General features: G+C 31.9%; 30 protein-coding genes. 21 read left to right on the top strand and 9 right to left on the bottom strand.

Annotated elements, in window-relative coordinates; translation table 11 throughout:
• Positions 1-8: 8 nt before the first annotated feature.
• The 3 genes from ACZ2G2_RS14365 to ACZ2G2_RS14355 all read right to left on the bottom strand — a co-directional run bounded on the left by ACZ2G2_RS14365 (position 9) and on the right by ACZ2G2_RS14355 (position 2,622).
• Positions 9-1,253: a S41 family peptidase gene (locus ACZ2G2_RS14365; protein WP_470392920.1), complete on the bottom strand. Its 1,245-nt coding sequence runs from the start codon at positions 1,251-1,253 to the stop codon at positions 9-11.
• 92 nt (positions 1,254-1,345) lie between these two features.
• Complete coding sequence (locus ACZ2G2_RS14360; protein WP_470392918.1) at positions 1,346-2,146, bottom strand: LytTR family DNA-binding domain-containing protein; 801 nt, start codon at positions 2,144-2,146, stop codon at positions 1,346-1,348.
• Between the two features lie 59 nt (positions 2,147-2,205).
• Positions 2,206-2,622, bottom strand: a complete 417-nt coding sequence (locus ACZ2G2_RS14355; RefSeq protein ID WP_090841032.1) for a hypothetical protein — start codon at positions 2,620-2,622, stop codon at positions 2,206-2,208.
• A gap of 92 nt (positions 2,623-2,714) precedes the next feature.
• Between ACZ2G2_RS14355 and ACZ2G2_RS14350 the strand changes: the two genes are divergently transcribed.
• The 6 genes from ACZ2G2_RS14350 (at position 2,715) to ACZ2G2_RS14325 (ending at position 6,419) form a co-directional block, all read left to right on the top strand.
• Positions 2,715-3,494, top strand: coding sequence for a tRNA pseudouridine synthase A (locus tag ACZ2G2_RS14350; protein WP_470392915.1), 780 nt, complete (start codon positions 2,715-2,717; stop codon positions 3,492-3,494).
• A 188-nt stretch (positions 3,495-3,682) separates the two neighbouring features.
• Positions 3,683-4,186 carry a Dps family protein gene (locus ACZ2G2_RS14345; protein ID WP_470392913.1) on the top strand — a complete coding sequence of 168 codons (504 nt, stop codon included), beginning with the start codon at positions 3,683-3,685 and terminating at the stop codon, positions 4,184-4,186.
• 54 nt (positions 4,187-4,240) lie between these two features.
• The gene (locus ACZ2G2_RS14340; protein WP_090841026.1) at positions 4,241-5,146 is read left to right on the top strand and encodes a mechanosensitive ion channel family protein; all 906 of its coding nucleotides are present in this window, start codon (positions 4,241-4,243) and stop codon (positions 5,144-5,146) included.
• 49 nt (positions 5,147-5,195) lie between these two features.
• Positions 5,196-5,357: a DUF1328 domain-containing protein gene (locus tag ACZ2G2_RS14335; RefSeq protein ID WP_090841024.1), complete on the top strand. Its 162-nt coding sequence runs from the start codon at positions 5,196-5,198 to the stop codon at positions 5,355-5,357.
• 119 nt (positions 5,358-5,476) lie between these two features.
• Entirely contained in the window at positions 5,477-5,620 is a 144-nt protein-coding gene (locus tag ACZ2G2_RS14330) for a hypothetical protein (RefSeq protein ID WP_177183535.1), read from the top strand.
• Between the two features lie 127 nt (positions 5,621-5,747).
• Positions 5,748-6,419, top strand: a complete 672-nt coding sequence (locus tag ACZ2G2_RS14325; protein WP_282067738.1) for a DUF2461 domain-containing protein — start codon at positions 5,748-5,750, stop codon at positions 6,417-6,419.
• Here the strand turns inward: ACZ2G2_RS14325 and ACZ2G2_RS14320 are convergent.
• Both ACZ2G2_RS14320 and ACZ2G2_RS14315 read right to left on the bottom strand, forming a co-directional pair.
• The gene (locus tag ACZ2G2_RS14320) at positions 6,416-6,862 is read right to left on the bottom strand and encodes a hypothetical protein (RefSeq protein WP_101203490.1); all 447 of its coding nucleotides are present in this window, start codon (positions 6,860-6,862) and stop codon (positions 6,416-6,418) included. The genes ACZ2G2_RS14325 and ACZ2G2_RS14320 overlap by 4 nt on opposite strands.
• Positions 6,863-6,870: 8 nt before the next feature.
• Complete coding sequence (locus ACZ2G2_RS14315) at positions 6,871-7,287, bottom strand: glyoxalase (protein ID WP_101203491.1); 417 nt, start codon at positions 7,285-7,287, stop codon at positions 6,871-6,873.
• A 118-nt stretch (positions 7,288-7,405) separates the two neighbouring features.
• Between ACZ2G2_RS14315 and ACZ2G2_RS14310 the strand changes: the two genes are divergently transcribed.
• The gene (locus ACZ2G2_RS14310) at positions 7,406-7,795 is read left to right on the top strand and encodes an acyl-CoA thioesterase (protein WP_090841015.1); all 390 of its coding nucleotides are present in this window, start codon (positions 7,406-7,408) and stop codon (positions 7,793-7,795) included.
• Here ACZ2G2_RS14310 and ACZ2G2_RS14305 read toward each other — a convergent pair whose 3' ends face one another.
• Together ACZ2G2_RS14305 and ACZ2G2_RS14300 are read right to left on the bottom strand one after the other, a co-directional pair.
• A complete protein-coding gene (locus ACZ2G2_RS14305; protein WP_470392909.1) occupies positions 7,796-9,019 on the bottom strand; it encodes a redoxin domain-containing protein in 1,224 nt (407 codons plus the stop codon). It lies immediately after the preceding gene.
• A gap of 46 nt (positions 9,020-9,065) precedes the next feature.
• A complete protein-coding gene (locus tag ACZ2G2_RS14300) occupies positions 9,066-9,341 on the bottom strand; it encodes a DUF3817 domain-containing protein (RefSeq protein WP_090841010.1) in 276 nt (91 codons plus the stop codon).
• Positions 9,342-9,430: 89 nt separating this feature from the next.
• Here ACZ2G2_RS14300 and ACZ2G2_RS14295 point away from each other — a divergent pair, with 89 nt between their 5' ends.
• The 14 genes from ACZ2G2_RS14295 to ACZ2G2_RS14230 all read left to right on the top strand — a co-directional run bounded on the left by ACZ2G2_RS14295 (position 9,431) and on the right by ACZ2G2_RS14230 (position 22,104).
• Entirely contained in the window at positions 9,431-10,372 is a 942-nt protein-coding gene (locus tag ACZ2G2_RS14295; protein ID WP_090841008.1) for an EamA family transporter, read from the top strand.
• A gap of 183 nt (positions 10,373-10,555) precedes the next feature.
• Positions 10,556-11,011, top strand: a complete 456-nt coding sequence (locus ACZ2G2_RS14290; protein WP_090841006.1) for a cold-shock protein — start codon at positions 10,556-10,558, stop codon at positions 11,009-11,011.
• A 368-nt stretch (positions 11,012-11,379) separates the two neighbouring features.
• Positions 11,380-11,625, top strand: a complete 246-nt coding sequence (locus ACZ2G2_RS14285) for a cold-shock protein (RefSeq protein ID WP_090841005.1) — start codon at positions 11,380-11,382, stop codon at positions 11,623-11,625.
• Positions 11,626-11,752: 127 nt separating this feature from the next.
• Positions 11,753-13,093, top strand: a complete 1,341-nt coding sequence (locus tag ACZ2G2_RS14280; protein ID WP_470392907.1) for a DEAD/DEAH box helicase — start codon at positions 11,753-11,755, stop codon at positions 13,091-13,093.
• A gap of 3 nt (positions 13,094-13,096) precedes the next feature.
• The gene (locus ACZ2G2_RS14275) at positions 13,097-14,407 is read left to right on the top strand and encodes a DEAD/DEAH box helicase (protein ID WP_272022522.1); all 1,311 of its coding nucleotides are present in this window, start codon (positions 13,097-13,099) and stop codon (positions 14,405-14,407) included.
• 212 nt (positions 14,408-14,619) lie between these two features.
• Positions 14,620-15,126, top strand: a complete 507-nt coding sequence (locus tag ACZ2G2_RS14270) for a peroxiredoxin-like family protein (RefSeq protein WP_470392905.1) — start codon at positions 14,620-14,622, stop codon at positions 15,124-15,126.
• Positions 15,127-15,199: 73 nt separating this feature from the next.
• The gene (locus ACZ2G2_RS14265) at positions 15,200-16,069 is read left to right on the top strand and encodes a YihY/virulence factor BrkB family protein (RefSeq protein WP_470392903.1); all 870 of its coding nucleotides are present in this window, start codon (positions 15,200-15,202) and stop codon (positions 16,067-16,069) included.
• A gap of 305 nt (positions 16,070-16,374) precedes the next feature.
• Entirely contained in the window at positions 16,375-17,772 is a 1,398-nt protein-coding gene (locus ACZ2G2_RS14260) for an NAD-dependent succinate-semialdehyde dehydrogenase (RefSeq protein ID WP_470392901.1), read from the top strand.
• A gap of 475 nt (positions 17,773-18,247) precedes the next feature.
• The gene (locus ACZ2G2_RS14255; RefSeq protein WP_470392899.1) at positions 18,248-18,457 is read left to right on the top strand and encodes a hypothetical protein; all 210 of its coding nucleotides are present in this window, start codon (positions 18,248-18,250) and stop codon (positions 18,455-18,457) included.
• 203 nt (positions 18,458-18,660) lie between these two features.
• Positions 18,661-19,266: a hypothetical protein gene (locus ACZ2G2_RS14250; RefSeq protein ID WP_470392897.1), complete on the top strand. Its 606-nt coding sequence runs from the start codon at positions 18,661-18,663 to the stop codon at positions 19,264-19,266.
• Positions 19,267-19,688: 422 nt separating this feature from the next.
• Positions 19,689-20,954 (top strand): DUF2130 domain-containing protein, encoded by a 1,266-nt coding sequence (locus ACZ2G2_RS14245; RefSeq protein WP_101203500.1) that lies wholly within the window; start codon positions 19,689-19,691, stop codon positions 20,952-20,954.
• Between the two features lie 118 nt (positions 20,955-21,072).
• On the top strand, positions 21,073-21,264 hold the full coding sequence (locus tag ACZ2G2_RS14240; RefSeq protein WP_028282170.1) for a cold-shock protein: 192 nt from the start codon (positions 21,073-21,075) through the stop codon (positions 21,262-21,264).
• Between the two features lie 228 nt (positions 21,265-21,492).
• A complete protein-coding gene (locus tag ACZ2G2_RS14235) occupies positions 21,493-21,684 on the top strand; it encodes a cold-shock protein (RefSeq protein WP_090840989.1) in 192 nt (63 codons plus the stop codon).
• Positions 21,685-21,912: 228 nt separating this feature from the next.
• Positions 21,913-22,104, top strand: a complete 192-nt coding sequence (locus ACZ2G2_RS14230; RefSeq protein ID WP_028282170.1) for a cold-shock protein — start codon at positions 21,913-21,915, stop codon at positions 22,102-22,104.
• A 227-nt stretch (positions 22,105-22,331) separates the two neighbouring features.
• Here ACZ2G2_RS14230 and ACZ2G2_RS14225 read toward each other — a convergent pair whose 3' ends face one another.
• Positions 22,332-23,138, bottom strand: a complete 807-nt coding sequence (locus ACZ2G2_RS14225) for a type 1 glutamine amidotransferase domain-containing protein (protein ID WP_198551059.1) — start codon at positions 23,136-23,138, stop codon at positions 22,332-22,334.
• Between the two features lie 302 nt (positions 23,139-23,440).
• Complete coding sequence (locus ACZ2G2_RS14220; protein WP_470392894.1) at positions 23,441-24,601, bottom strand: iron-containing alcohol dehydrogenase; 1,161 nt, start codon at positions 24,599-24,601, stop codon at positions 23,441-23,443.
• Between the last annotated feature and the right edge of the window lie 55 nt (positions 24,602-24,656).

Below are 24,656 nucleotides of genomic sequence, written 5' to 3'. Positions count from 1 at the left end.
ATATATAATTAATTAGATGTATTTTTTATTATTGCTAACGTTTGCTCTAACCAGTCTTTACTAAAGTCTAAAGCAATTTCTGGAGTGACACCTTTTCCTTCATAAGCTAAATACTCGTTAAAATCCATATCTGTTGGAGTAATATTAAAATTTCCAGAAGGTGTATTGTAATTGTAACCATAATTCATTCCGTAAGCAATAATACCGCGAGTTGTCTGTCCTAAATGTTTTACGTTTTTAAGTGCTTTTAGTTTTAAAGTAAATTGCTCACCATTACTTCCTGTAAAGCAATTGGTTAAAATATAAACGTTTTTCTTCTTTAATAATTTTAAAAAGGGATCAGATAGTTTACTGTTTCCACCAGCATTACTTCTTAAATCCACAATTACATTTGTAGCACTTAGCTCTTTTTTTACTTTAGCATAAAAGTCTTTAAATGCTTTTCGATTAGATTTACTAAATGAACTAAAGTTACCAAAATACAAGTATTGAGTATCTGGTGTTAATTGTCTAAACTCCCAATTAGATTGGTCTTTTATAGGTAATTCTTCGTTATTAGTATTAGTTGTTTTTTTATATATCCAAAGTCTTCCATTTTCAAAAGAAATGCTTTTAACAAAACCAGGAGTTCTAGTGCTTGGGTTGTAGTAAAACAGATTATATTTTAGTTCTGCGGTATGGGTAGCATAAACTATTATTTGTCCTGCTTCCCATTGTTTTAGATTGCTTTTTAAAACAACACCTACTAAGGTATCACTATCTTTTTGTTGGTAAATTCCTATTTTAAGATCGTCACCATAATTATAAATACCTTCTAATTCTTGTTCGTTTTTTTTAGATAATTCAGCCTCCAAATCGTTTAGGTTATATTCTGATTTTGGGTGATTTTTAAAAGCATTACTAGCTTTAAAGTCATTTAGTTTTAAAGTGTCGTTTAAAATCTCCTTATTAATTGGTGTTTTAATATAGCTTAATGAGGCATGCACATCATTTACTAAAACCATTTGTTGTAATAACATTTTATAGCAATCCTCTATTAAAATGGGCTGCTTCATTTGGTTAGATAAGTTGGTGTAAGTAATTTCAAATTCGGTTGCTTTCGGACCTTTAATTTGTGTTTTAAAAGAAGGCATTGCTTTTATTTTTTCAACAATAAAATCTAAATCGGTTTTACAGTCGCAAGTTTCGGTTTGAGAAAAAGCAGGCTGAATAGAAGCTAAAAAAAGAACAAAAAGTAATGTGAAATTTTTCATTGTAACGGGTTTTAATTGATTAAACTTTCTTTAACAAAGATAGTTCTCAAATAAAATAAAAGTCAGTATTAGTAGGTCTTTGGGGTGAAATGCTATCCTGCAGTGGTGAAATTTAAAGTGCTTTTAATGGCCTCTAAATAAGTTTTGGATATTGGCACTTCTATGTTGTGCGATAGTACTAAAAAGTGTTTTCCTTTTTCGGTTTTCCAAGATTGAAAATGATAAGGATTTATTATATATGACCGATGTATGCGTTGTAATTCTGAAAAAGTAGTTTCTATTTTAGATAATTTATTTCTGATCAAACTTTTTTTAAGAATAGACCCAGAAATATAAAAAACCTCAATATAATTTTCTGAAGATTGTACCGCAATTAAATCGTTTAAATGAAGCTTTAAACTTTCATAATTACCTTCTCCTTTAATCTCAATTTTTGTGTCCTCAAGTTTTTTTTCAAAATATTTTCCAAAAGCAAAACGACCAATTACTATAATTGGCAGAATAATGGCTAATGCAGGTAGTAAAAGTGACATAAGCATATAGCCTAATGTATGTGGGTTTGCTTGACCAGCAACCACAACATATAAATAGTAAGATCTAGCTAAAATAAGAGAAACAACAGATAAACTTAACAAAAACAGTATTTCGTGTTTTACTAACCAATTATTTTGAGACTTTTTATAAATGTAATTTTGTAGTGGTAAAAATAGTAAGTAGGATACTGTAGCGATTAGACTATAAAAAGGTAAATATTTTAGTTTTTCGGATGTGTTAAGCTCACTTATGTCTAAAGGCTCAGTTACAAATAAAAATAAAAAAATCCATAAAGCAAGACCAAATCCAATAATGACGTGGTGTTTCAAAGAAGGATCAAATGGATATTTAAATTTCAAATTATAATAATTTAAAAAAGCATCAATTATTTAATTAATGCTTTTATGTTTTAATAAGTTTAAGACAACCATCCTTTTTTTGTTGCATAATCTGCTAGCCAAGCTAAAGCCATACCTACTATAATAATTAAAGGTGTCATTGTATTTGCCATTTTTAGGACAAAAGCTAAGTAGTACATTTGTGCAATAGCTGCTACTAAAGATATAATTAACACATAAAAAGCCCACTTTTTTTTAATTACTAAACCTAGGCTACCAATGGTACCAGCAAAAACAGCGACTGCAAATGCACCAATATACCATGAAGGTAGGTTGGCATACATTTGTTGATCCGCTTCCGGTAATTGTGCTAACATCTCATCTGTCATTAAAGATTGTCCTAAATAAGCAAAAACGCCTAAGGCATTCCAAACTAAGGCAATAATACTAATTACTAAAAACCACATTGGCGGTTTTTGGATAGTTACATTTGTCATGAAATTTTATTTTAGTTAGTTAAAGAGTTTCAATGTATAAAAATTTTGCGAGACGGTAACTAAAGCAGTATTTTCGGCATTCATAATTTATCATGCAAAAAAAGTATTTCTACGTCATTACAATTCAATATTTAGGCTATAGGTTTCATGGTTGGCAAAAGCAACCTAACTTAAAAACCTTGCATTTAATGATTGACAGAACTTTAAATTTCATCTTAGAAAAAAAGAAATTTAAAACATTGACTTCTGGTCGTACGGATGCGATGGTAAGTGCGGAGAGTGCTGCTTTCGAGTTGTTTTTAGAAGAGCCTATTGACGATTTTGATGCATTTATGGCTTTGTTTAATACTAATTTACCTCAAGACCTTAGAGCATTAACTATTAGAGAGGTTGATAATAAATTTAATATTATACAACATTCAAAAGTTAAAGAATATCTATATGTTTTTGCTTTTGGAGATAAATTTCATCCGTTTTGTGCGCCAATTTTAACAACTATTCTAGACCCTTTAGATGTCGAGTTGATGAAAAAAGGAGCTAAATTGTTTGAAGGCGAGCATTATTTAAAAAAGTATTGCTACAAACCTACAGACAACGGAATTTACAATCGTACTATTTTAAAATGCGAAATAGTAGAAAATACGATTTATACTGCCAATTTTTTTCCTGAGAAAAGTTACATTTTGCGTGTAAAAGGAAAAGGTTTTATGCGTAATCAAATCCGATTAATGATGGGTGCCTTAATCCATTTAGGACAAGGAAAACGTACTTTAGAAGATATTGAAGCAAGTCTAAAACCAGATTTTACAGGAGAGGTTTATTACGTTGCGCCAGCTTCAGGATTGATTTTAAAGGCTATTGAATTCGAATAGACTTTGTTCGTTTTTCTTTATTTTTGACTCTTTTTTATCTTTTTAACAGCATTTTAATAAGAAAAGACCGTTTTTTAAGGTGTTTATTGAAATTCTATAACATTCTTAAAAAATCATATAACATGACAGCTTGATTAGTGTTGCATCTTTGTACCGAAGATATTTATTAACACTAAAAAACAGAAGACATGAATTATTTGAATATGCAAGACGAAAAAGTACTACCTGTAGTTGTAGAGTTAAACACACTATTATCAGATTATAATTTATACTATCAAAAACTAAGAACATTTCATTGGAATATTTTAGGAAAAAACTTTTTTGATTTACACGAAAAGTTTGAAAATATGTATAATGAAGCTAAGCTAAAAGTTGACGAAATAGCAGAGCGCATCTTAACATTAAGACATCATCCAGTAAGTAAATTTAGCGACTATTTAAAAATCTCATCATTATCTGAAGGGTCAGTTATGACTACTGATGATGAAATGATAGACGAGTTGTTAAATGACCATAAAACTATGTTATCTCAAATGAGACAGGTTTTAAACAAAGCTGAAGATGCAGGAGATGAAGGTACTATAGATTTAATTGGTGCTTATATCAGAGAGTTAGAAAAATCAAGTTGGATGCTTAATGCTTGGTCTAAAAGTACTTCAGACCATTTATTAAAAGTAGCTAGCAAAAGTTAATCCCATTTTTAGTAAACAACTAAAAAAATCAGATTAATTTAAAATATACCTATTATGAAATCACAATTATCAGAAGCCTATAATTTACTTGTTACAAAATTAGAAGCTTGGTTTAACGCCATTGTATCAAACATACCCAACTTAATTTTAGCAATTGTTGTATTAATTGCAGCATATTTTATAGCAAAATATGTTAAAAAGTATGTCACCAAATTTGTGGCAAAAAAAGTACAACAAAACTCAATTACAAACATGATAGGAACGTTATCCTCTGTAGTTGTTGTTCTAGCAGGACTATTTCTTGCTTTAGGTATTCTAAATTTAAGTAAAACATTAACCTCTTTATTGGCAGGTGCAGGTGTTGCTGGTTTAGCTATTGGGTTAGCTTTACAAGGCACGTTATCAAATACGTTTGCTGGTATTGTATTGTCATTTAGAAAGAAAATACAAATTGGACATTGGGTAGAAACTAACGGGTATTCTGGAGAGGTGATTGACATAAATTTAAAAGACTTTACTATTAAGGAAGCCGATAACAATATGGTGATTATCCCTAATAAAATGATTTTAGATAATCCTATGAAAAATTACACATTAACCACTAAGATGAGAGTCTTTTTAGAATGTGGAGTAGGATATGAGTCCGATTTAGATCATGTACAACAATTAACTAAGGAAACCATTTGTAATACGTTTGATCAGATAGAAAAACCTGAGGATGTGGAGTTTTATTATACTGAGTATGGCGGAAGCTCGATAAATTATCTATGTAGATTTTGGATTGATGCAGACAATGCCTTAGAGAAAATGAGATCAAAAAGTAAAGCAATCATTGAGATAAAGAAAGCTTACGATAAAGAAAATATAAATATACCATTCCCAATCAGGACGCTTCAATTTGATAATAAATTATCTGTTGATTCTTCAAAGGGAGTAGAGAAGCAATTCTCAAATAATTAAAAGTAAAGTGCTTTTAGTTTATCATATTAATCATTAAAAACCAAAAATTATGTTACGTTGGACAATCACATTTATTATAATCGCATTAATCGCTGGAGTCTTAGGATTTGGCGGAATAGCAGGAGCTTCTGCTGGAATTGCTAAAATTTTATTCTTTGTATTTATAGTACTGTTTGTACTATCTCTATTAAAAAAAGGAGTAAAATCATAAATTAAGAATGCACGACTTACCAATTTTATAATTCATTTTATTAAGCAAAAATAAGTGATTGGTAAGTAGTGTAATACTTAAATTTAAAACGAATCAACAAAAATTAAAACTTAAAAACCATGAAAAAAGTAGCAAAAACATGTATTGTATTATTCTCACTATCTCTGTTGTTAACAGGATGTAGAGAAGAAAAGTCTACAGGAGAAAAAGTTGAAGATGCTGTAGAGAATGTTGCAGATGATGTAGAAGATGCAGTAGATTAACTGAAGAAAAAAATAGCTATAATAAGAAAATTTAATTTTATATATTTTAAGGATATAGAAGATTAATAGCAGCAAAAGTCCTAATTAAATTTAGGACTTTTGTATTTTTATAGCATAACAATAATATATGGACATTACAGTCGCTTTAAATTTTCTAAAAAAGTTAGAAAAGAATAATAATCGTGAATGGTTTGCCGATAATAAACCAGAATATGAAAAAGCTTTAAAAGAGGTTAAGGGCTTATATAATGAAGTATACAGTGGTATGCAAGTGCATGACGAATTTGAAAAAATGAAGGTGTTTAGAATATACAGAGATGTTAGATTTTCTAAAAACAAACAACCTTATAAAACAAATTTTGGAGCAGCTTTCCATAGGGTTAAGCCTAGACTTAGAGGAGGTTATTATTTACAAATACAACCAGGTAATAGTTTTATAGCTACAGGGTTTTGGAGTCCTGAAAAAGAAGATTTATTAAGGATTAGGAAAGAGTTTGAAATGGACGACCAAGAGGTTAGAGATATTATAAGTAATCCAAAATTACAATCTGTTTGGGGAGAATTGCAAGGCGAAGAACTTAAAACAGCGCCTCGTGACTTTGACAAAACACATCCTGCAATAGACCTAATTAAAAAGAAACAATTTATTTTTAGCAAACAGTTTACGGATGCAGAGGTTATTGCAGAAGGATTTGCTCAAAAAGTGAGTGATGATTTTAAAACCATCCGACCGTTTTTTGATTATATGAGTGATGTATTAACTACAGATTTAAATGGAGTGTCTTTAATTAAAGACTAAACCACATCTGTAATTGTATACTTTGTGCCATTAAACTCAAAGGTATCTCCTATAGTTTTTTGTTTTAACAACAATCCAATTGGTGATTGTAAGGATATCGCGTAATAGTCTGTGTTTTCTAAAACTATTTTACCCACACTAATGGATATAAAAAAGTGTAAACTATCGGTTTTTACCAAGCTTCCTAAGGCAGCAGTGGTGGTTAATAGATTTGCTTTTACTTGTTTTAAATAGTCTTGGGTTTTACGGGCTTCGTAAAGAAAGTCCATGTTTTTCTCAAGATCATTTAAAAGTTTACCATTTCCTGAGTCATCGCCTTCAGAACTTCCTTTGTCATTACTTTCAATTGATTCTTTTATAAGATCAATTTCATTGGTGTAATCTGTTATGCGTTGCGCAACATGTTGATTACAAACTTGCAAAAGTTGTTGTTTTATTGTCATTTTTTAGCCTATACAGCCTTTAGTATTTTAGGGTTTTCAAATAATTGAATATTGCTTTGTAAACGCTGTTTGACAATGGTCATCATACGTTTGTTTAAAGCGGACGAATGTAGCATATAATTTTCATATTCTGACACACTAAATTGACCAATTATTAGTCCTTTTAAATTATTTCTAAACTTGATATCCTTCTGTATCGCATTTTCTATATAATGCAGTCGTTTTTCAACAGTTAGCTCATAGAATACGTTTTTATGTTTTGCTATATAATGTCTAAAAACGGTAATAAATAAATCATTCTGAAATTTAATTATAGGGCGTAGCGTTATATTTTGAAAGCGTTCTTCAGGGCTCATATCGTCACTGATTTTTATACTTGATATAACAGGTCTAATAGCCAATAATTGTTCTTCTCTAGTAGTCATAATTATTAAGTTTTATTAAAAATATTGATAAATAACGCCAATAGTAGTATAGTAAAATATACTTTTTAACGGTGTTATTAACAATCAAGATTATTTATCTTTGAAGTAAAGAAAAACTATGAGATTTCACACAAGAAAATGGGTTAAACCCGAAGATTTAAATCCAAACGGAACACTATTTGGAGGACAGCTATTAGCATGGATTGATGAAGAAGCTGCATTATATACTATTATTCAGTTGGAAAACAACAGAGTAGTTACAAAATACATGAGCGAAATTAACTTTATGGCCAAAGCTGTAGAAGGCGATATTGTTGAAATAGGTATGGAAGTTCAAAAATTTGGACGTAGTTCTATTACTTTAAATTGCGAAGTTAGAAACATGCGCACTAGAGAAACGATCATTACCGTAGAAAATATTATTATGGTAAACTTAGACGAAAACGGGCTACCTAAAGCACATGGTAAGACTAAAACAGAATTTATTAAAGACAGGTTAGCAGAATAATTATTCTGCTAACAACTGCTTAATGCGTGCTTCTAACTTGCGACCAGATATTTTGTCGCTAGCTATATTTCCTTTTTTGTCAATTAAGATTTTATAAGGGATACTTTCCACACCATACCTAAAAGCTATGGTTTTATTTTTGTCTAAAACGTGGTATTGCCATGTTAAATTATCAGTGTTTATGGCATTCATCCATTCCGGAATTCCTTTGTCCATACTAACGCTCATTATTTCTAAGCCGTCTTCATTATATTTATTATAAAGTTGTACTAAGTCAGGATTAGTCGCGCGACATGGTCCACACCAGCTAGCCCAGAAATCTAATAAAACTACTTTTCCGCGAGGGATAGAGTTTAAAGACATGGTTTCGCCATATTGATTCTTACCTTTTACGCTGTATGCTTTTGGTCTATACTCTCCACTTGGTGCTGTTTTGGCAACTACCGTTGTGGTTGTTTTTGCAGGTGTAGGTTTGCTAATAACGGTTTCTTTTTCAATTAAAACAGCATCAATCGCCTTTACAAATGCTAAGTTTTTTAGTTCAGGCGTTAGGTTATTATAAAACCCGCGCATTTTTGTCTTGTCATAAGTTTCAATATTATCTCTAATTAATAATGCTGAAAAATACGTTTGTGGATTAGCGGTAATATGCTCCGTTGTATATTGCCCACTTTCCGTAAATAACTTAGAACGATCTTTTTTTAATTTTGAAATATTTGCTGAAGAAAAATCACCTTTTAAATTGTAATATAAATCCACGCCTTTATTTCTAAAACCATACATTTTTTTAGCGTAAGTAGCATATTCCTTTTGAATTGGAGTGGAAGAGTAGCTTGAAGAATTTTCTGTAGTTTCATTTAAAAACACATCTATAACAGATGCGTCTACTAGTAGTTTAAAACGTTTATTGCTTAAGTTGCTAGATAAACTATAATAATCAGGGTTTGCAATAGTCCCCTTAAACTTAAACTGTTTATTACTAACAGTAACAGAGTCTATTATAACGGGTACTTTGTTATCAAGCTTATGTAAATACACGGTTTTTAAATCGTCACTAAAGCTGTGTCCATTAATCAAAAATTCTTGATCTGTTAAGGCTGCAATTTCTTTAACATTACCATCATTAGTATTTGATAATCCATCTCCTTTTTTACTATCAGAAGTATTACAAGCAACCAAAAAAAGGGTTGTTAAAAGGAGTGAGGACTTATAAAAAATGTTCATATTGAATGTATTAATAATCCAATATTAACATATTTAAGCGTAACTGTTAAGACTTTAAATACTTTTTATCTACATAGAAGGTTCCAAACGGTAAAATAGACGCCAATAATACAATTCCAAATACTTTTAAAGACCACTTTTGATCCGGTTTAATCAAAAACGCTAAGATGATATAGCCAACAAACAGTAAACCATGAGGATATCCTAAAAGTTTGACAAAAAAATCATCACCTCCAGGAAGTCTTTTGTAGACAGAAGCGCCCATTAATAATAGGTAAGAAACCCCTTCTAACAAAGCAACAATTCGGAATGTTTTTAGCATAATAAATAACTTTTTTACAAAGATAAATATTGTTTTTTTAATTATGATTTATAATTGATTAATCATTAATTTCGTTTAAAATTTATTTCATGGATAGCACTAGAAAATCTATACTAATTGTCCTTTCTTTTTTTTCTATATACTGTATTTGGGGATCAACCTATTTATTAAATAAGATTGTTGTGTCAGAAGTGGCCCCTTTTTATTTAGCTTCAATCCGATTTTTTTGTGCTGGATTATTAATTTTTATTATTGCTAAGGGCTTAAAACTATCTTTAAAAGCAACACCAAAACAATTACGCAACTCAGCTTTAGCAGGATTTCTGTTTTTAGTTTACGGTAATGGTGTCTTTGTATGGGCTTTAAAGTATGTGGATAGCGGATTTGCTGCATTAATTGCAGCCACACAACCATTGTTTGTTATTTTTTTAATGCGAATCTTACAAGGGTCAAAGATAAAATCGAAATCTATTATTGGCGTTGTTCTAGGGATTATTGGAATGTACTTATTAGTTAGTCAGGATAGTTTAGAGTTAAACAGTGAAAGTATTATAGGTATTGCTATGATTTTTACCTGTGTTTTAAGTTGGAGTTACGGTAGTATTTTTGTGTCTAAAGCAGATTTGCCAACAAGTTTTTTTGTCGCTACCGGCTATCAAATGTTATTTGCTAGCTTGTTTTTAGTCTCTTTAAGTTTGTTTTTTGGCGAAACTTGGAAGCTACCAACAACATGGAGTAGTAAAGCACAATGGTCCATGTTATTATTAATTGTATTTGGTGGGATTGTTGCTTTTACAGCGTTTAACTACTTATTAAAAGAAGTTAGTACAGAAAAAGTATCAACCTCAGCCTATGTAAATCCAGTTATAGCGATGTTTTTAGGATGGTATGTTCTGGACGAGCAGATAAGTACGCAGTCTTTAGTTGCTGCTTTTGTGCTATTAATGGGAGTTTATTTTATAAATTCTAAGAAAAAAATTGTTGTTTTTTCTAGGTTTAAACGCAATAAAGTGCAAAAAATCAAAAATTAATTATAATTAGGATAAAGACCTTATATACAATTATTTAAAAATTCACTATCTTTGTAGCTCATTTTAGCAAGTAAACCTTTCCTTAATCTAACTTTTAAGTAGTTTTGAATCGTTAAGCAGAAGATAGCTTTTAATTACTTTCTTTTAAATGAATTCATTTAAAACACACATTTAATAACGCTAATGGCTAAGTCGCAACAAACATTTAATAAAAGTGAAAAAGAAAAAAAACGCTTAAAGAAAAGAGAAGATAAGCGTAAGAAGATGGAAGCTCGTAAGCTTGATAAAGAAGCTAACGGAGGTTCTGATGGTATACAGTTTGCATATGTAGACTACAACGGTAACTTGGTGGATACTCCGCCAGATCCAGAGTTGAAAGAGAAGATTGATGCAGAGGAGATTGTTTTAGGAGTACCTAAAAAAGTTGAAGGAGAAGAAGAAGATCCAGTAAGAAACGGAAAAGTATCATTTTTTGATACCTCTAAAGGTTTCGGATTTATTATTGATACAGAAAACAACGAGAAATACTTCTGTCACGTAAGTGGTTTAATAGACCAAATTGCAGAAAACGACAAAGTATCTTTTGAACTTGAAAGAGGGATGAAAGGTATGAACGCTGTAAAAGTGAAGAAAATATAATCTAACAATATCATATAGATTAAAACCCATTAAGAGTAAATCTTAATGGGTTTTTTGTTTTTCTTCTCAAAATGGTAATAACGCTGTTTATTCTTTATTAGGGAGTAAAATGATAATTAGGGTAGCTTATTAGGTGAATTCTCAATATTTACAGCATGTTCTTCCCGTAGTTAGTCGTGTACATTACAAAAAAATGACTAATATTGTAACTGAAAAAAAATACAACAGCGTATAGGTTGTTATATCATGTAAAGAAATTTTTAGTGCATGGTATTGGTAATCAAGCTAAAATGCTTCGTTTTAATAATCATAAACTCGAAGTTACGTCTGTTATTATAACAAAAACACAAATTTAAAGTACACAAACAATGTTAAAACAATTAATAAGTAAATTATTTGGTTCAAAAAAAAGCGAGACTGGAAAACAAGGAACTGTAAAGTTTTTTAATAACTCTAAAGGGTTTGGTTTTATAGCAGAAAATGATACAGATAAGGAGCACTTTGTTCATGTTACTGGTTTAGTTGACAAGATTCGCGAGGGTAATAAAGTTTCTTTTGATTTACAAGCAGGTGATAAAGGATTAAATGCAGTAAACGTAAAACGTATTAAGTAAAACAAGACACAAAGTTTTATAAAAGCCTATTAATTATTTTAATAGGCTTTTTTTTATGCAGTAATACTTCATCTATAAATCTGTTAAACCAATAAAACTCTACTATCTTTGCATAAAATTATAATTTATGTCACAACAGTTTTCTAGTTTAGGTATTAATACAGCATTGCAGAGTGCTTTGGCAGATTTACAAATCACAACGCCAACAGATATACAATCTAAAGCCATCCCTGTAATACTTAATAATACGGACGATGTTGTTGCTATAGCAAAAACGGGAACCGGAAAAACAGCTGCTTTTGGATTGCCTTTAATACAATTAATAGACGTTACTAAAAGTAATATTCAAGCGGTTATATTAGCACCAACAAGAGAGTTAGGGCAACAAATATTTAAAAACCTAGAAGCATTTAATGCGGCTAGTTTAGGGGTAACTATTGCAGGTGTATTTGGAGGTATTCCAATAAAACCACAAATAGAAACATTAAAAAACACCACACATATCGTTGTAGCTACACCAGGACGTTTAGCAGATTTGATAGAGCGTAACGCGATAAACGTTAAGGATATCACGTATTTTGTCTTAGATGAAGCGGATGAGATGGTTAGTGCACACAAAGAAGGTGTAGATGCTATTATAAAAGCATTACCAAAAACAAGAAGAACATTATTGTTTACAGCAACCATGCCTGGTACAATCAAACAATTGGTACAAAATAGTTTGGCTAAAAAAGTCGTGACTATTGAAGCTGATATGGAAACAATTGGTCACCAAGGGATTGATCACCAATATGTCGTAGTGGAGCCTATCGAGAAATTAAATGTATTAATGCATTTTTTAAACACGCATGAAGGGCAACGTGGTATTATCTTTTGTAAGACTAAAGCAGCAGTTAATAAGTTGGCAAAAAACTTAGCGATAAACAAATTTTCTTCCGGTGCCATTCATGGTAGCTTATCTCAAGGAATTCGTGATCGTATTATGGGACAGTTTAGAGAAAGTCATATTAATATATTAGTGGCTACAGATTTAGCTGCTCGTGGTATTGATGTTAAAGACTTAGCGTTTGTAGTTAACTACCATTTACCAGATACGTATGATGCGTATGTGCATAGAAGTGGACGTACGGCTAGAGCAGGAGCCAATGGATTAGCATTAAGTGTTATTCAGGAGGACGAAGTACAAGAAATTCCAGAATTTGAAGATGAGTTAGGGATTACATTCAAACAATACCAAAAAGCAGACGCTAAAAGTATTGAGGAAAACAACGGATTACTTTGGGCAAGAAAGATTTTTAAAACAAAGCCTAATCGTGATATTCCAGAGGATTTTAAAGCGAAAGTAAAAACTATTTTTCATCATTTAACAAAAGAAGAATTAGTAGATAAAATCTTATCCAATTACATTGCCGAAAACAATACTATTATTGAGAAGCAAGAGGTTGTAAAGAAAAAAAAGAAGAAATAAATAATGAGTAGTTATATAAAAGTACAGCAGGATATTTTAGACAAACTAAATATCAAAACGCTTAATCCAATGCAGGAGGAAGCGTTGTTGTCTATTACCAATGCAGAAAACACGGTATTATTGTCTCCTACGGGAACAGGAAAGACGTTGGCCTTTTTATTACCCACTATTGCAGCATTAGACACCAATTGCAAAAATGTACAATTACTAATTTTAGTGCCATCTCGAGAGTTGGCTATACAAATAGAACAAGTCATCCGTACTATGGGTACTGGTTTTAAAGCCAATGCGGTATATGGTGGACGCCATTTTAGTAAAGATAAAATAGAGTTAGCACATACACCTGCAATCTTAGTCGGGACACCAGGTCGTGTGGCAGATCACTTAAGACGCGAAACGTTTTTAGTAGATGATATTAAGACCTTAGTTTTAGACGAATTTGATAAATCTCTAGAAGTTGGTTTTGAAAAGGAAATGAGCGAGATTATTAATAATCTACCACACATTAAAAAACGTATTCTGACCTCAGCAACGCAAGACATGGAGATTCCGCGTTTTGTAGGTTTAGAAAACGAGTTAATTATTGACTATTCAGATACGGAAGTTTCTAATCTAGAAATCAAGCAAGTAATATCTCCAGATAAAAACAAACTACAGACCTTAGTCGATTTATTACATGATATTGGTAACAAGCCAGGGATTATCTTTTGTAATTATAAAGACACGATTCAGTTTGTAAGCGACTTTTTAGATAAAAACGACATTCCGCATGGGTGTTTCCAAGGGGGCATGGAGCAAATAGATAGAGAGCGTGCTTTAATAAAGTTTAGAAACGGAACCCATCAAATTATTATCGCGACAGATTTAGCTGCGCGTGGTTTAGATATTCCGGAGTTAAATTACATTATCCATTACCAACTTCCGTTAAAGGCAGAAGAGTTTACACACCGTAATGGTCGTACAGCGCGTATGAATGCAGAAGGAACTTCTTACGTTATACAATGGGAAGGAGAGCGTCTACCGGACTTTATTAAGTTTGATGACACTGTGACTCCAAAAGGAACCGTTAAGACGTTAGGAACAGAGTGGGTAACGCTATTTATTTCTGGTGGTCGAAAAGATAAAATCTCTAAAGGAGATGTTGCAGGTATGTTGTTTAAACAATGTAATCTTGAAAAATCAGAAATTGGTATTATAGAGTTAAAGCAGGATTGCGCTTTTGTTGCGGTTCCTAAAGCTAAAGCTGAAAGTATTATTGCCAAAACCAATAACTCGCGTTTAAAAAAGAGAAAAGTACGTATCCATACCATTTAAAGATTTGGATAAAAATGAATAAAAAAAGGGTTGCTAGTTTAGCAACCCTTTTTTTTGTGCTCAATATGTAAATCATGTAAGGCTGACTTGTAATTGTATAATAGACTGGCTAGTGTTTGTGGGTAACTTTGTAATCAGTAAGAAACAAACAAGTAATGCACGGGGTTAGTATAGTAAATACAGCCATTACATTACACAAACTATAAAGCAACATGATAAAGCCAAGAGAAAAAGCACCAGAACTAGAAGTACAATTAGTAAATGATACCACATGGAAGCTAAGCGATCAGTCGCCAGAAAACTTCACATTAGTATTGTTTTACAGAGGTAAACATTGTCCTGTTTGCAAGTCTCAGTTAGAAGACCTAGAACGTAAACTAGATAAGTTTACAGATCGCGGTGTAAATGTCATTGCAATTAGTGCAGATACAGAAGCAGTAGCAAAAGAAACGCACAAAGCATGGGATATTCCAAACATACCATTAGGATACGGCGTATCTATTGAAAAAGCTAGAGAATGGGGATTATTTATTTCTACAGGAATTAAAGAAGAACCAGAATTATTTACTGAGCCTGGATTATATTTAATCACTCCGGAACAAACTGTATATTGGGAATCTATCCAATCTATGCCATTTGGAAGACCAAGTTTTAATGATGTTTTAGGTGGTATTGACTATATCCTAAAAGCAGATTATCCTGCTAGAGGAGAAGCGTAATAATCAAAAAACAGATAAACAAGTATAACACGTAGCAACACCAGTTAGGAAAAAGTAATCAGGAATCAGGAATATGAGCAAAAGTACAGCATTTAAATGGGTTAATTTTCCTAGCTTGGTTGTTAGTACGGCACGTGCTTGGTATGCAGGAGAACCTTTTGAACGTAGCGCCATTGTAGCTTATTATGCTATTTTGTCGCTGCCTGCATTAATGATCATAATTTTAAATGTCGTTGGTGCGTTTTGGGGACGCGAGATTGTTCAAGGCGAATTATTAGGACAAATTTCGGATGCATTAGGTCCCGATACTGCGGAGTCTATCAGAATAATGATAGTCGGAAAGGGTGACGAGGCCACTTCTGTATTTGCAACAGCAGTAGGTATTGGGACATTAATATACGGATCTACAGGAGTGTTTTTTCAAGTACAATCGTCTTTAGATAAAATTTGGGAACAGGAAGAAGACGATACAAACGGTGTTTTGGCGGTAATAATAAGTCGTCTAAAAAGCTTTAGTTTTATATTAATCATCGGATTTTTATTATTAACAAGCTTTGTATTAACATCAGTACTAAGCACCTTTGGTAAAAGCCTAGAACGTTTACTACCAGACAATCTTTTCCAATATTTATATGTTTTTGATTTTTTAATATCAATCGGTTTTATTTATGTATTATTTGCTGCCATGTTTAAGTTTTTGCCATCAGCAACAGTTCCTTGGAAGTCAGTCAGAGTAGGCGCATTATTAACAACCATATTGTTTTTATTAGGTAAATATCTATTGGCAATTTATTTTAGTACAATGCAACCGAGTTCAACGTATGGCGCAGCAGGATCTATAATACTAATTATGCTTTGGGTATCTTATTCAAGTCTAATCTTATTATTTGGGGCGCATTTTACTAGGCAATATTCTAATGTATTTGTTAAAAATAATAACTAATTTTAAAAACAGCAAAACAAGGCTTACCTATTGTTATAGTTACGTTATAAGTATCATAAAGTAGTCTTAAAAGCCATAATTTAAACGTTACAATGTTGTATCTTTAAGTATGCAAAAACAGTAAGGTCTTTTAAAGATAATTAGTCTTTAAAGCACAACATCGTATAAACATGATATCAAAAGTCCTTTAGTAACTAATCCCAAACTAGTTAAAACTAAAAGGCAAACTATAAAAGCTCAATAATTACAGTACTTGTTCAAAATGGACAAGGCAGAGCATACACAATATTTAATACTAAACACACATGAGTACTAACACAGATAAAGGATTTACAACTATTAATCCTGCAACAGAAAAAGAAATACAACAGTATACATACATGACAGCGGACCAAGCTATAAAAGCGGTAGAAACCTGTCACAACGCATTTTTAGACTGGAAATTAAAACCATTAGAAGATCGTGCTAAAGTTATAAAAGCCATCGGACAAGAGTTAATCAATGCTAAAGACGACTATGCAAAGCTAATGACTCAAGAAATGGGAAAATTAGTAAAACACAGTCATGATGAAATCGAATTATGTGTCGGTATTTGCGAGTATACAGCAACCGAAGGTATCAAACAATTACAAAACGAGGTTCGTACCATGGAAAATGGCGGAAAAGGAATCATTCAACAAGCACCATTAGGTGTTATATACGGTATTCAACCATGGAATTTCCCATTGTACCAAGCCATGCGTTACGCTATCGTTAATCTAATGGCAGGAAACGGTGTGTTATTAAAACACGCTAAAAACGTCACAGGATCAGCTTTAAAATTAAAAGAAGTCTTTGAAAAAGCAGGCTTACCAAAAGACTTATTCACGGTATTAATTATAGACCATGAAACGTCAGATAAAATTATCGAACACGATTTAGTAAGAGGTATCACCCTAACAGGAAGCTCAAAAGCAGGACAATATGTGGCGCAAAAGGCAGCAAAAGTAATTAAAAAGACTGTCATGGAGCTGGGTAGTAATGATGCTTACCTAGTGTTAGACGATGCAGATGTGGATTTAGCAGTACAAACCAGTATTGTAGGACGTACCTATAATAACGGAGAAACCTGTGTGGCTGCCAAACGTTTTATTGTCGTAGATAAAGTGTACGACCAGTTTAAAGACGCCTTTGTAAAAGGGATGCAAGACGTTACTTATGGAGACCCGATGGATAAGGATTCTAAATTAGGACCTATGGCCAGAAAAGATTTAAGAGACAAGATTCACCAACAAGTAGAAGACAGTGTCGCAAACGGAGCAACCATTTTATGTGGTGGAAAAATACCAGACGTTACAGGCTATTTTTACCCATCAACAGTAGTGGGAGATGTAAAACCAGGACAACCAGCGTATAGCGAAGAGTTATTCGGACCTGTAGCCTCATTAATTAGAGCCAAAGATAATGACGATGCCATGCGTATTGCTAACGACAGTCGTTTTGGACTAGGTGGTGGCATATTTAGTAAAGACGAAGACAAAGCGATCGAGCTTGCTAAAAACCATTTTGATACCGGAATGATAAACATTAACTCCTACGGATTAGCACACCCAAACATGCCATTTGGAGGTGTAAAAGACTCTGGTTATGGACGTGAACACGGTGGATTTGGTATTAGAGAATTTGTAAACTCTAAATCTATTATGCTAAATAACAGTAAATAATATTTGAGGGAATATTAATTAATGAAGAAAAGATCAAGTTTTATACTTGGTCTTTTTTTTGTTTTATTGTGAAATTTCTGAGGGATGAGGCTTCCCGTAAGGTTTGTGTTTTAGATTGAAGTAATTTGCTTATTTATTCTGTTTTTGTATAAACAGAAAGGGTATACGATTATTTTCAAAAAGGTTGCTGTTTAATAATGTAATTTTAAATCAAATAATTGTTTGAATAAAATTTTATGAAATTTCAAATAAATAAAACATATATCAAAAACTGATGCACAACTAAAATACTTGGTTTTGAATATCAAAAATTAGTTACATTATTTAAATGTCTTGAAGCAAAAGAGCATAAATTTAAAGCCTAATTTTTTTTACAGTTAATATTGAGAATTTTGGACTCTCACAAGAGTTTAATTCATGCTTATACAAAAAGCTTTCAATTGATGTTAAAGGAAACATTAAAAACTCCCCTTAAATGAAAGACAGTAATGGTACATTAGGTGATTTAAATATAACTGAAATTATTAATAGTTCAAAGTATAAAAACTATGATTTAATAACTAAGGAGAAAGTAAAAGACTGTAAAGATTGTGAGTTTAGATATATTTGTAAAGATTGTAGAGTATTTATAAAAGACAAAAACGATTTGTTTTCAAAACCAGAAAAGTGTAATTATAATTCGTAAATAGCAAAATGGGAAAATTTATCCAAATAAACAAGCTACGATCCTTATTAGAATGTTTCATCCTTTTACTGGAAAGTATAGTGGGCCAGATACAGAGATTTATACTACTCAATCGAGCTCTGATGCTATTTATAACCGTTTAAATAAACTATATCCTCAATATAATTACATTGTTACAACTATTAATACTAAAGACTTAGTTTATGAATAGAGTTATAATAACATTCTTCTTCTTCTTCTTCTTCTTCTTCTCATGTGAAAAGAAAGAGTCGATAATACTTAACGAATTAAAATCATGCATAAATAGTACATTAAACGATAATCTACCGTTAAGAAATGAAAAACAAAATTTCGATTTTTATGAAATGATAAATGAATTTGAAAAAAAAATTATTTTATCCAAAGTTTTAATTGAAAACACACAAGAAGGTTATATTAATTTATTCAATTCAATTATTAGTAAAAATCAAGATTTTGAAATTCTACATAAAGAAATGAACTCTATTATTGAAAAATTTGGATTTAGTTCTTTTTCAACTGAATCCATTTTTAATCAATGTCCTTATAAAACATCGCAAAGCACAAGAGATACTAATGGTCGATTTATTTATAAACAAGGAGAGTTATTAAATGGTATGATTGCTGATGGATTCAATAATATTAAATTATTGGATGAATTTGTTAATGTTATTAATAGCAATAGATTTGAAGATATTATATATAGAGCACCAACAATTCTTTTGATAATGATAAATCTTGACATAAAATATAACCCAAATAGATGGAAAAGAATAATGATACATAAGTAACCCCACGCTAGCTCTAGTTTGCAACTAGTGCCAACAAAGCTTGGTAAAGTATAAGAGCTAATGTAATAGGTGGATTTTTTATTGCACCCGCTGCCGCTAGTTTGTAACTAGTGGAAACAAGAGTAAGAAATTAAATAAATTTAATATTAAGTATTGTGTTGTTTATGATAAAGATAATCACCCATCAAAGTCTATTGGAGTGCATGAGGATTCTAATAAATTATCTAAAGCAATTGGTAATTGTATAGATACAAACTTAGGTGAGATTGTAATTTTGAATTATGATATAGAAGAGGAGTTAGAATTGAACATAAAAGGTAAAGAATCAAAACCTTTTATTGCGATAAAGCATGTTAATGACAGTGAATTTAAGATAACATAATCATTAAAAAAGAAAATAAATAAAATTTTCAGTTACTAAAATGAAAAACGAAAATCAAATAAAATGTCCTAATTGTGGGACTTCCATAGATGTTCAAGATATTTTATCACATCAATTAGAAGAGGAAATAAAACAAAAGTATCAGTCGCAAATTGCAGCGGAGAAGAAACGATACGAGGGTCAGCAAGAGAAGTTAAAGCAAGCGCAACATGATTTTGAACAAAAGAAGAAGCGCGAAAACGTGTTATTCCAAGAACGTTTAGAGAATCAGCTTAAAGAAGATAAAAAGGAAATAGAAGCCAAACTTAAGCTTAAGTTAAAGGAAGAGCAGTCGGAACAATTTGATGCGTTACAGAAGGAATTAAATGAAAAGTCTGAGCAAGTCAAGGAGTTAAACCGTTCTAAAGCCGAAATTGAAAAGCTTAAAAGAGAAAAAAGCGAACTTAAAGAAGCTGCTGAGGCCGAAGCACAGAAAAAGCTTAATGAGATTTTGATTTCCGAAAAGGAAAAAATTAAAAAATCTGAGGAAGACAAAAACGAATTGCGTTTTAAAGAAATGCAAAAGCAACTAGAAGACCAGAAGAAGCTTACCGAGGAGATGAAGCGTAAGCAGGAGCAAGGCTCGATGCAGTTGCAAGGTGAAGTTCAAGAATTAGCAATAGAGGAGTGGTTGGCAGCTCAGTTTCCGTTAGATACTATTGAAGAAATTAAAAAAGGCGCTAGAGGTGGAGACTGTTTGCAGATTGTACATTCTAGAACAGAGCAAAACTGTGGTACTATTTATTACGAGAGTAAACGTACTAAAGATTTTCAGCCTAGCTGGATAGAAAAATTTAAAGCAGACATTAGAGATAAAGGGGCTAATATTGGTGTGTTGGTAACTGAGGTAATGCCATCAGACATGGACCGTATGGGTTTAAAGGATGGGATTTGGATTTGTAACTACGACGAGTTTAAAGGCTTGTGTGCGGTATTAAGAGAGGGAATCTTACAGGTTAATAACGCTATAATCACACAAGAGAATAAAGGAGACAAAATGGATTTGTTATACGATTACTTAACTAGTAATACGTTTAGAATGCAAATTGAAGCAATTGTAGAAGGGTTTACACAAATGAAGAGTGATTTAGAGAGCGAAAAACGATCTATGCAGCGTATTTGGAAGCAAAGAGAGAAGCAAATTGAGAAAGTTGTGACCAATACTATAGATATGTATGGCTCTATTAAAGGTATTGCAGGTAATGCAATACAGTCTGTAAAAGCTTTAGAGTTACCCGGTTATGATGACGAATTAGACTTAGAATAGACTGTAAACGACTTATTTTTAGTGTAAAACGAAAATAAACAAAAAAAAATGTTGCAGTTTCAATTAATGGCACTATACTTGTAATGTATTAAGTATTAATAAAATAAATTATATTACAATGAGTAAAGGAACAGTAAAGTTTTTCAACGACACAAAAGGATTTGGTTTTATCACTGAAGAAGGAGTAGACAAAGATCATTTCGTACACATTTCTGGATTAATCGATGAGATTAGAGAAGGTGATGAGGTTGAATTTGACTTACAAGAAGGAAACAAAGGATTAAACGCAGTTAACGTAAAAGTTATCTAAGATATATATTCAGTACAATTCAAGAAAAAGGTTACCTATAAAGGTATCCTTTTTTTGTGCTTAAAAAGTAATGACAATCACTGTAAAGTTTTAAAAGCGAATTAATAACAAAGGTTTGGTGTTAAATTGAGTGGTAAATGCATCATTTATGATTAATAATGTTGCCCTTTCAAATAATGGCACTATACTTGTAATGTATTAAGTATTAATAAAATAAATTATATTACAATGAGTAAAGGAACAGTAAAGTTTTTCAACGACGCAAAAGGATTCGGTTTTATCACTGAAGAAGGAGTAGACAAAGATCATTTTGTACACATTTCTGGATTAATCGATGAGATTAGAGAAGGTGATGAGGTTGAATTTGACTTACAAGAAGGAAACAAAGGATTAAACGCAGTTAACGTAAAAGTTATCTAAGATATATATTCAGTACAATTCAAGAAAAAGGTTATCTATAAAGGTAGCCTTTTTTTGTGCGTTATAGTTAACAAAGGCAAGTAGTAGTGTCTCTAATAGTAGATAAATAAAGGCAGGTAATAATTATTTTTTAAAAAAACAAAAATAATTAAGAAATAAAACGAAATATTAAATTAATGGCATTATCTTTGTAATCTATTAAGTATTAATAAAATAAATTATATTACGATGAGTAAAGGTACAGTAAAGTTTTTCAACGACACAAAAGGATTTGGTTTTATCACTGAAGAAGGAGTAGACAAAGATCATTTCGTACACATTTCTGGATTAATCGATGAGATTAGAGAAGGTGATGAGGTTGAATTTGACTTACAAGAAGGAAACAAAGGATTAAACGCAGTTAACGTAAAAGTTATCTAAGATATATATTCAGTACAATTCAGAAAAAAGGTTACCTATAAAGGTAGCCTTTTTTTATGCTCTAAATTTAGCTTTAGTTAAATAGTATCTTACAAAGACATAGACAAAGTTTAGATAAGCCTGAGATAGGTCATAACTAAGTGTTAGATTGGTTTTAGCATAGTATTACAAACAAAAAAAAGGTTGTCCATTTGGACAACCTTTTTTACTAGTATATAAAGTGAAACTTATTTTAAGCTCTCTAATAATTTTTCTGCAACTAACTCCGACGATGCTGGGTTTTGTCCAGTAATTAAATTACCATCTTGAATAGCATAAGCTGCCCAATCTTCTTTCTTAGAATAGATCCCGCCATTTTCACTTAGCATATCTTCTACTAAAAATGGTACAACATCTGTTAATCCAACAGCTGCTTCTTCAGTATTAGTAAATCCTGTTACTTTTTTACCATTCACTAATGGTTTTCCATCAGTTCCTTTTACACCTTTTAAAGCTGCAGGTGCGTGACATACAAATGCAACTGGCTTCTCTTGTGTGTTAAATTTCTCGATTAATGCAATAGAAGTTGCATCGTTAGCTAAATCCCATAATGGTCCGTGTCCACCTGGATAGAAAACAGCATCAAAATCGTCAGCATTAATGTCTGATAATTTGCTTGTGTTTGCAATCTTAGCTTTTGCAGCAGCGTCTTTATTAAAACGGTCTGTTGCTTCTGTAGCAGCATCAGGAGAATCACTACTTGGATCTATTGGTGCAGCACCTCCTTTTGGAGTAGCGATAGTAATATCAGCGCCTTTGTCTAATAATGAGTAATATGGACTTGCGAATTCTTCAACCCAAAATCCTGTTTTCTTTCCTGTGTCTCCTAATTGATCGTGAGAGGTTAATACAAATAATACTTTCATAGTTTTTTCTTTTTTTAGTTCTGTTTTTACTTCTGAAACTTTTTCAGAGGTGGTTTTGTTTGATTTATTGTTACAGCTTGAAGCTGTTACTATAGTTAGCGTTAATGCTAATGTTTTTAATATATTCATTTAAATAATGGTCAATCTTAATTTGTCATTTTTGGCACAGTCATAAACCTATTACAGTTTTGCTTTTGATAGCATTTTGACTTGCGGATAATGTGACGGGTAAAAACTTATAGTAGCCAATATGAACACAGTCGAGACCTTAACACTTGTGCCATTACAGCAATTCGACTGTGCTCAATATGACCTTTTTTATATTAGATGCTCTTTTTAATGTTAAATATAATTGTCAGTTTGGATGTAGTCAGGACCCTTAGAATATTGCGTTTATAGCAGTTTGACCACACCCATTGTGACCTTTATATTTAATAAGCCATTTTTACTATTTTCTCAACCTTATCTGGAGATAATGTTTGGTGTTCTCCTAATCCTGTCCAACCACGATCTGTAAAGCGTTGTGATATTTTTTCAGCAGTACCTTCATAATCTTTAGTATAATCTGATAATTTGGTATCAATACCTAATTGATGGAAAAAGTCTACTGTTTTTTCTATTGCAGCATAGGCTTTGTCATCCGTGCTACCTTCCGTAATATTCCAAACACGCTCACCATATTGTGCTAATTTCTCTTTTTTGTCTTCAAAATTAAACTTGTAGTGGCTTGGTGCAATTACAGCTAATGTACGTGCGTGATCAATACCAAATAAAGCAGTTAACTCATGACCAATAGCATGAACAGCCCAGTCTGTAGGTACTCCTTTTTGAATTAATCCGTTAAGCGCCATGGTGCAACTCCACATAAAGTTAGCAGCAGCTTTATAGTCCGTTGGGTCTTTTAATACTTTAGGAGCAACTTCTACTAAGGTTTGTAAAATACTCTCCGCAAAACGATCTTGTAATAAAGCGCCAATTGGATACGTCATGTATTGTTCTAACACATGTGTAAATGCATCTGTCAATCCATTTGCTAATTGACGTTGTGGAATAGATTGTATTACTTGAGGATCTAAAATTGAAAACTCAGGAAATAAACCAGGTCCGCCCATAGCAAGCTTTTCTTGAGTTTCTGCTCTTGTAATTACTGCACCAGAATTCATTTCAGATCCTGTAGCTGGTAACGTTAAAACAGTTCCAAAAGGCATTCCTTTTTCTGTTCTGATATTTTTTGTTAAGATATCCCAAGGTGTATCACCGTCATATACTGCAGCAGCCGATAAAAACTTAGTTCCGTCAATTACAGAACCACCACCAACAGCTAATAAATACGTAATGTTTTCGTCTTTAATAACTTGTAATGCTTCCATTAAAGTGGCGTACTCTGGATTTGCAGGAATACCTCCAAACTCAACAACGTCAACACCTGCTAATGCTGTTTTTACTTGGTCGTAAATCCCGTTTTTCTTAATACTTCCTCCACCGTAAAGCAATAATACTTTAGCATCTTGAGGAATTTCTTCTTTTACTTTTTTTATAGTATCCTTTCCAAATATAATTTTGGTTGGATTTTTAAATTCAAAATTGTTCATCTTCTTTTCTTTTAATTCGTTCTTAATTTATAAATAAACATCTCTTTAGTCCCTT

This window comes from Olleya sp. KKT75, assembly GCF_055635485.1.
This window is presented reverse-complemented; position numbering and strand designations above follow the sequence as displayed.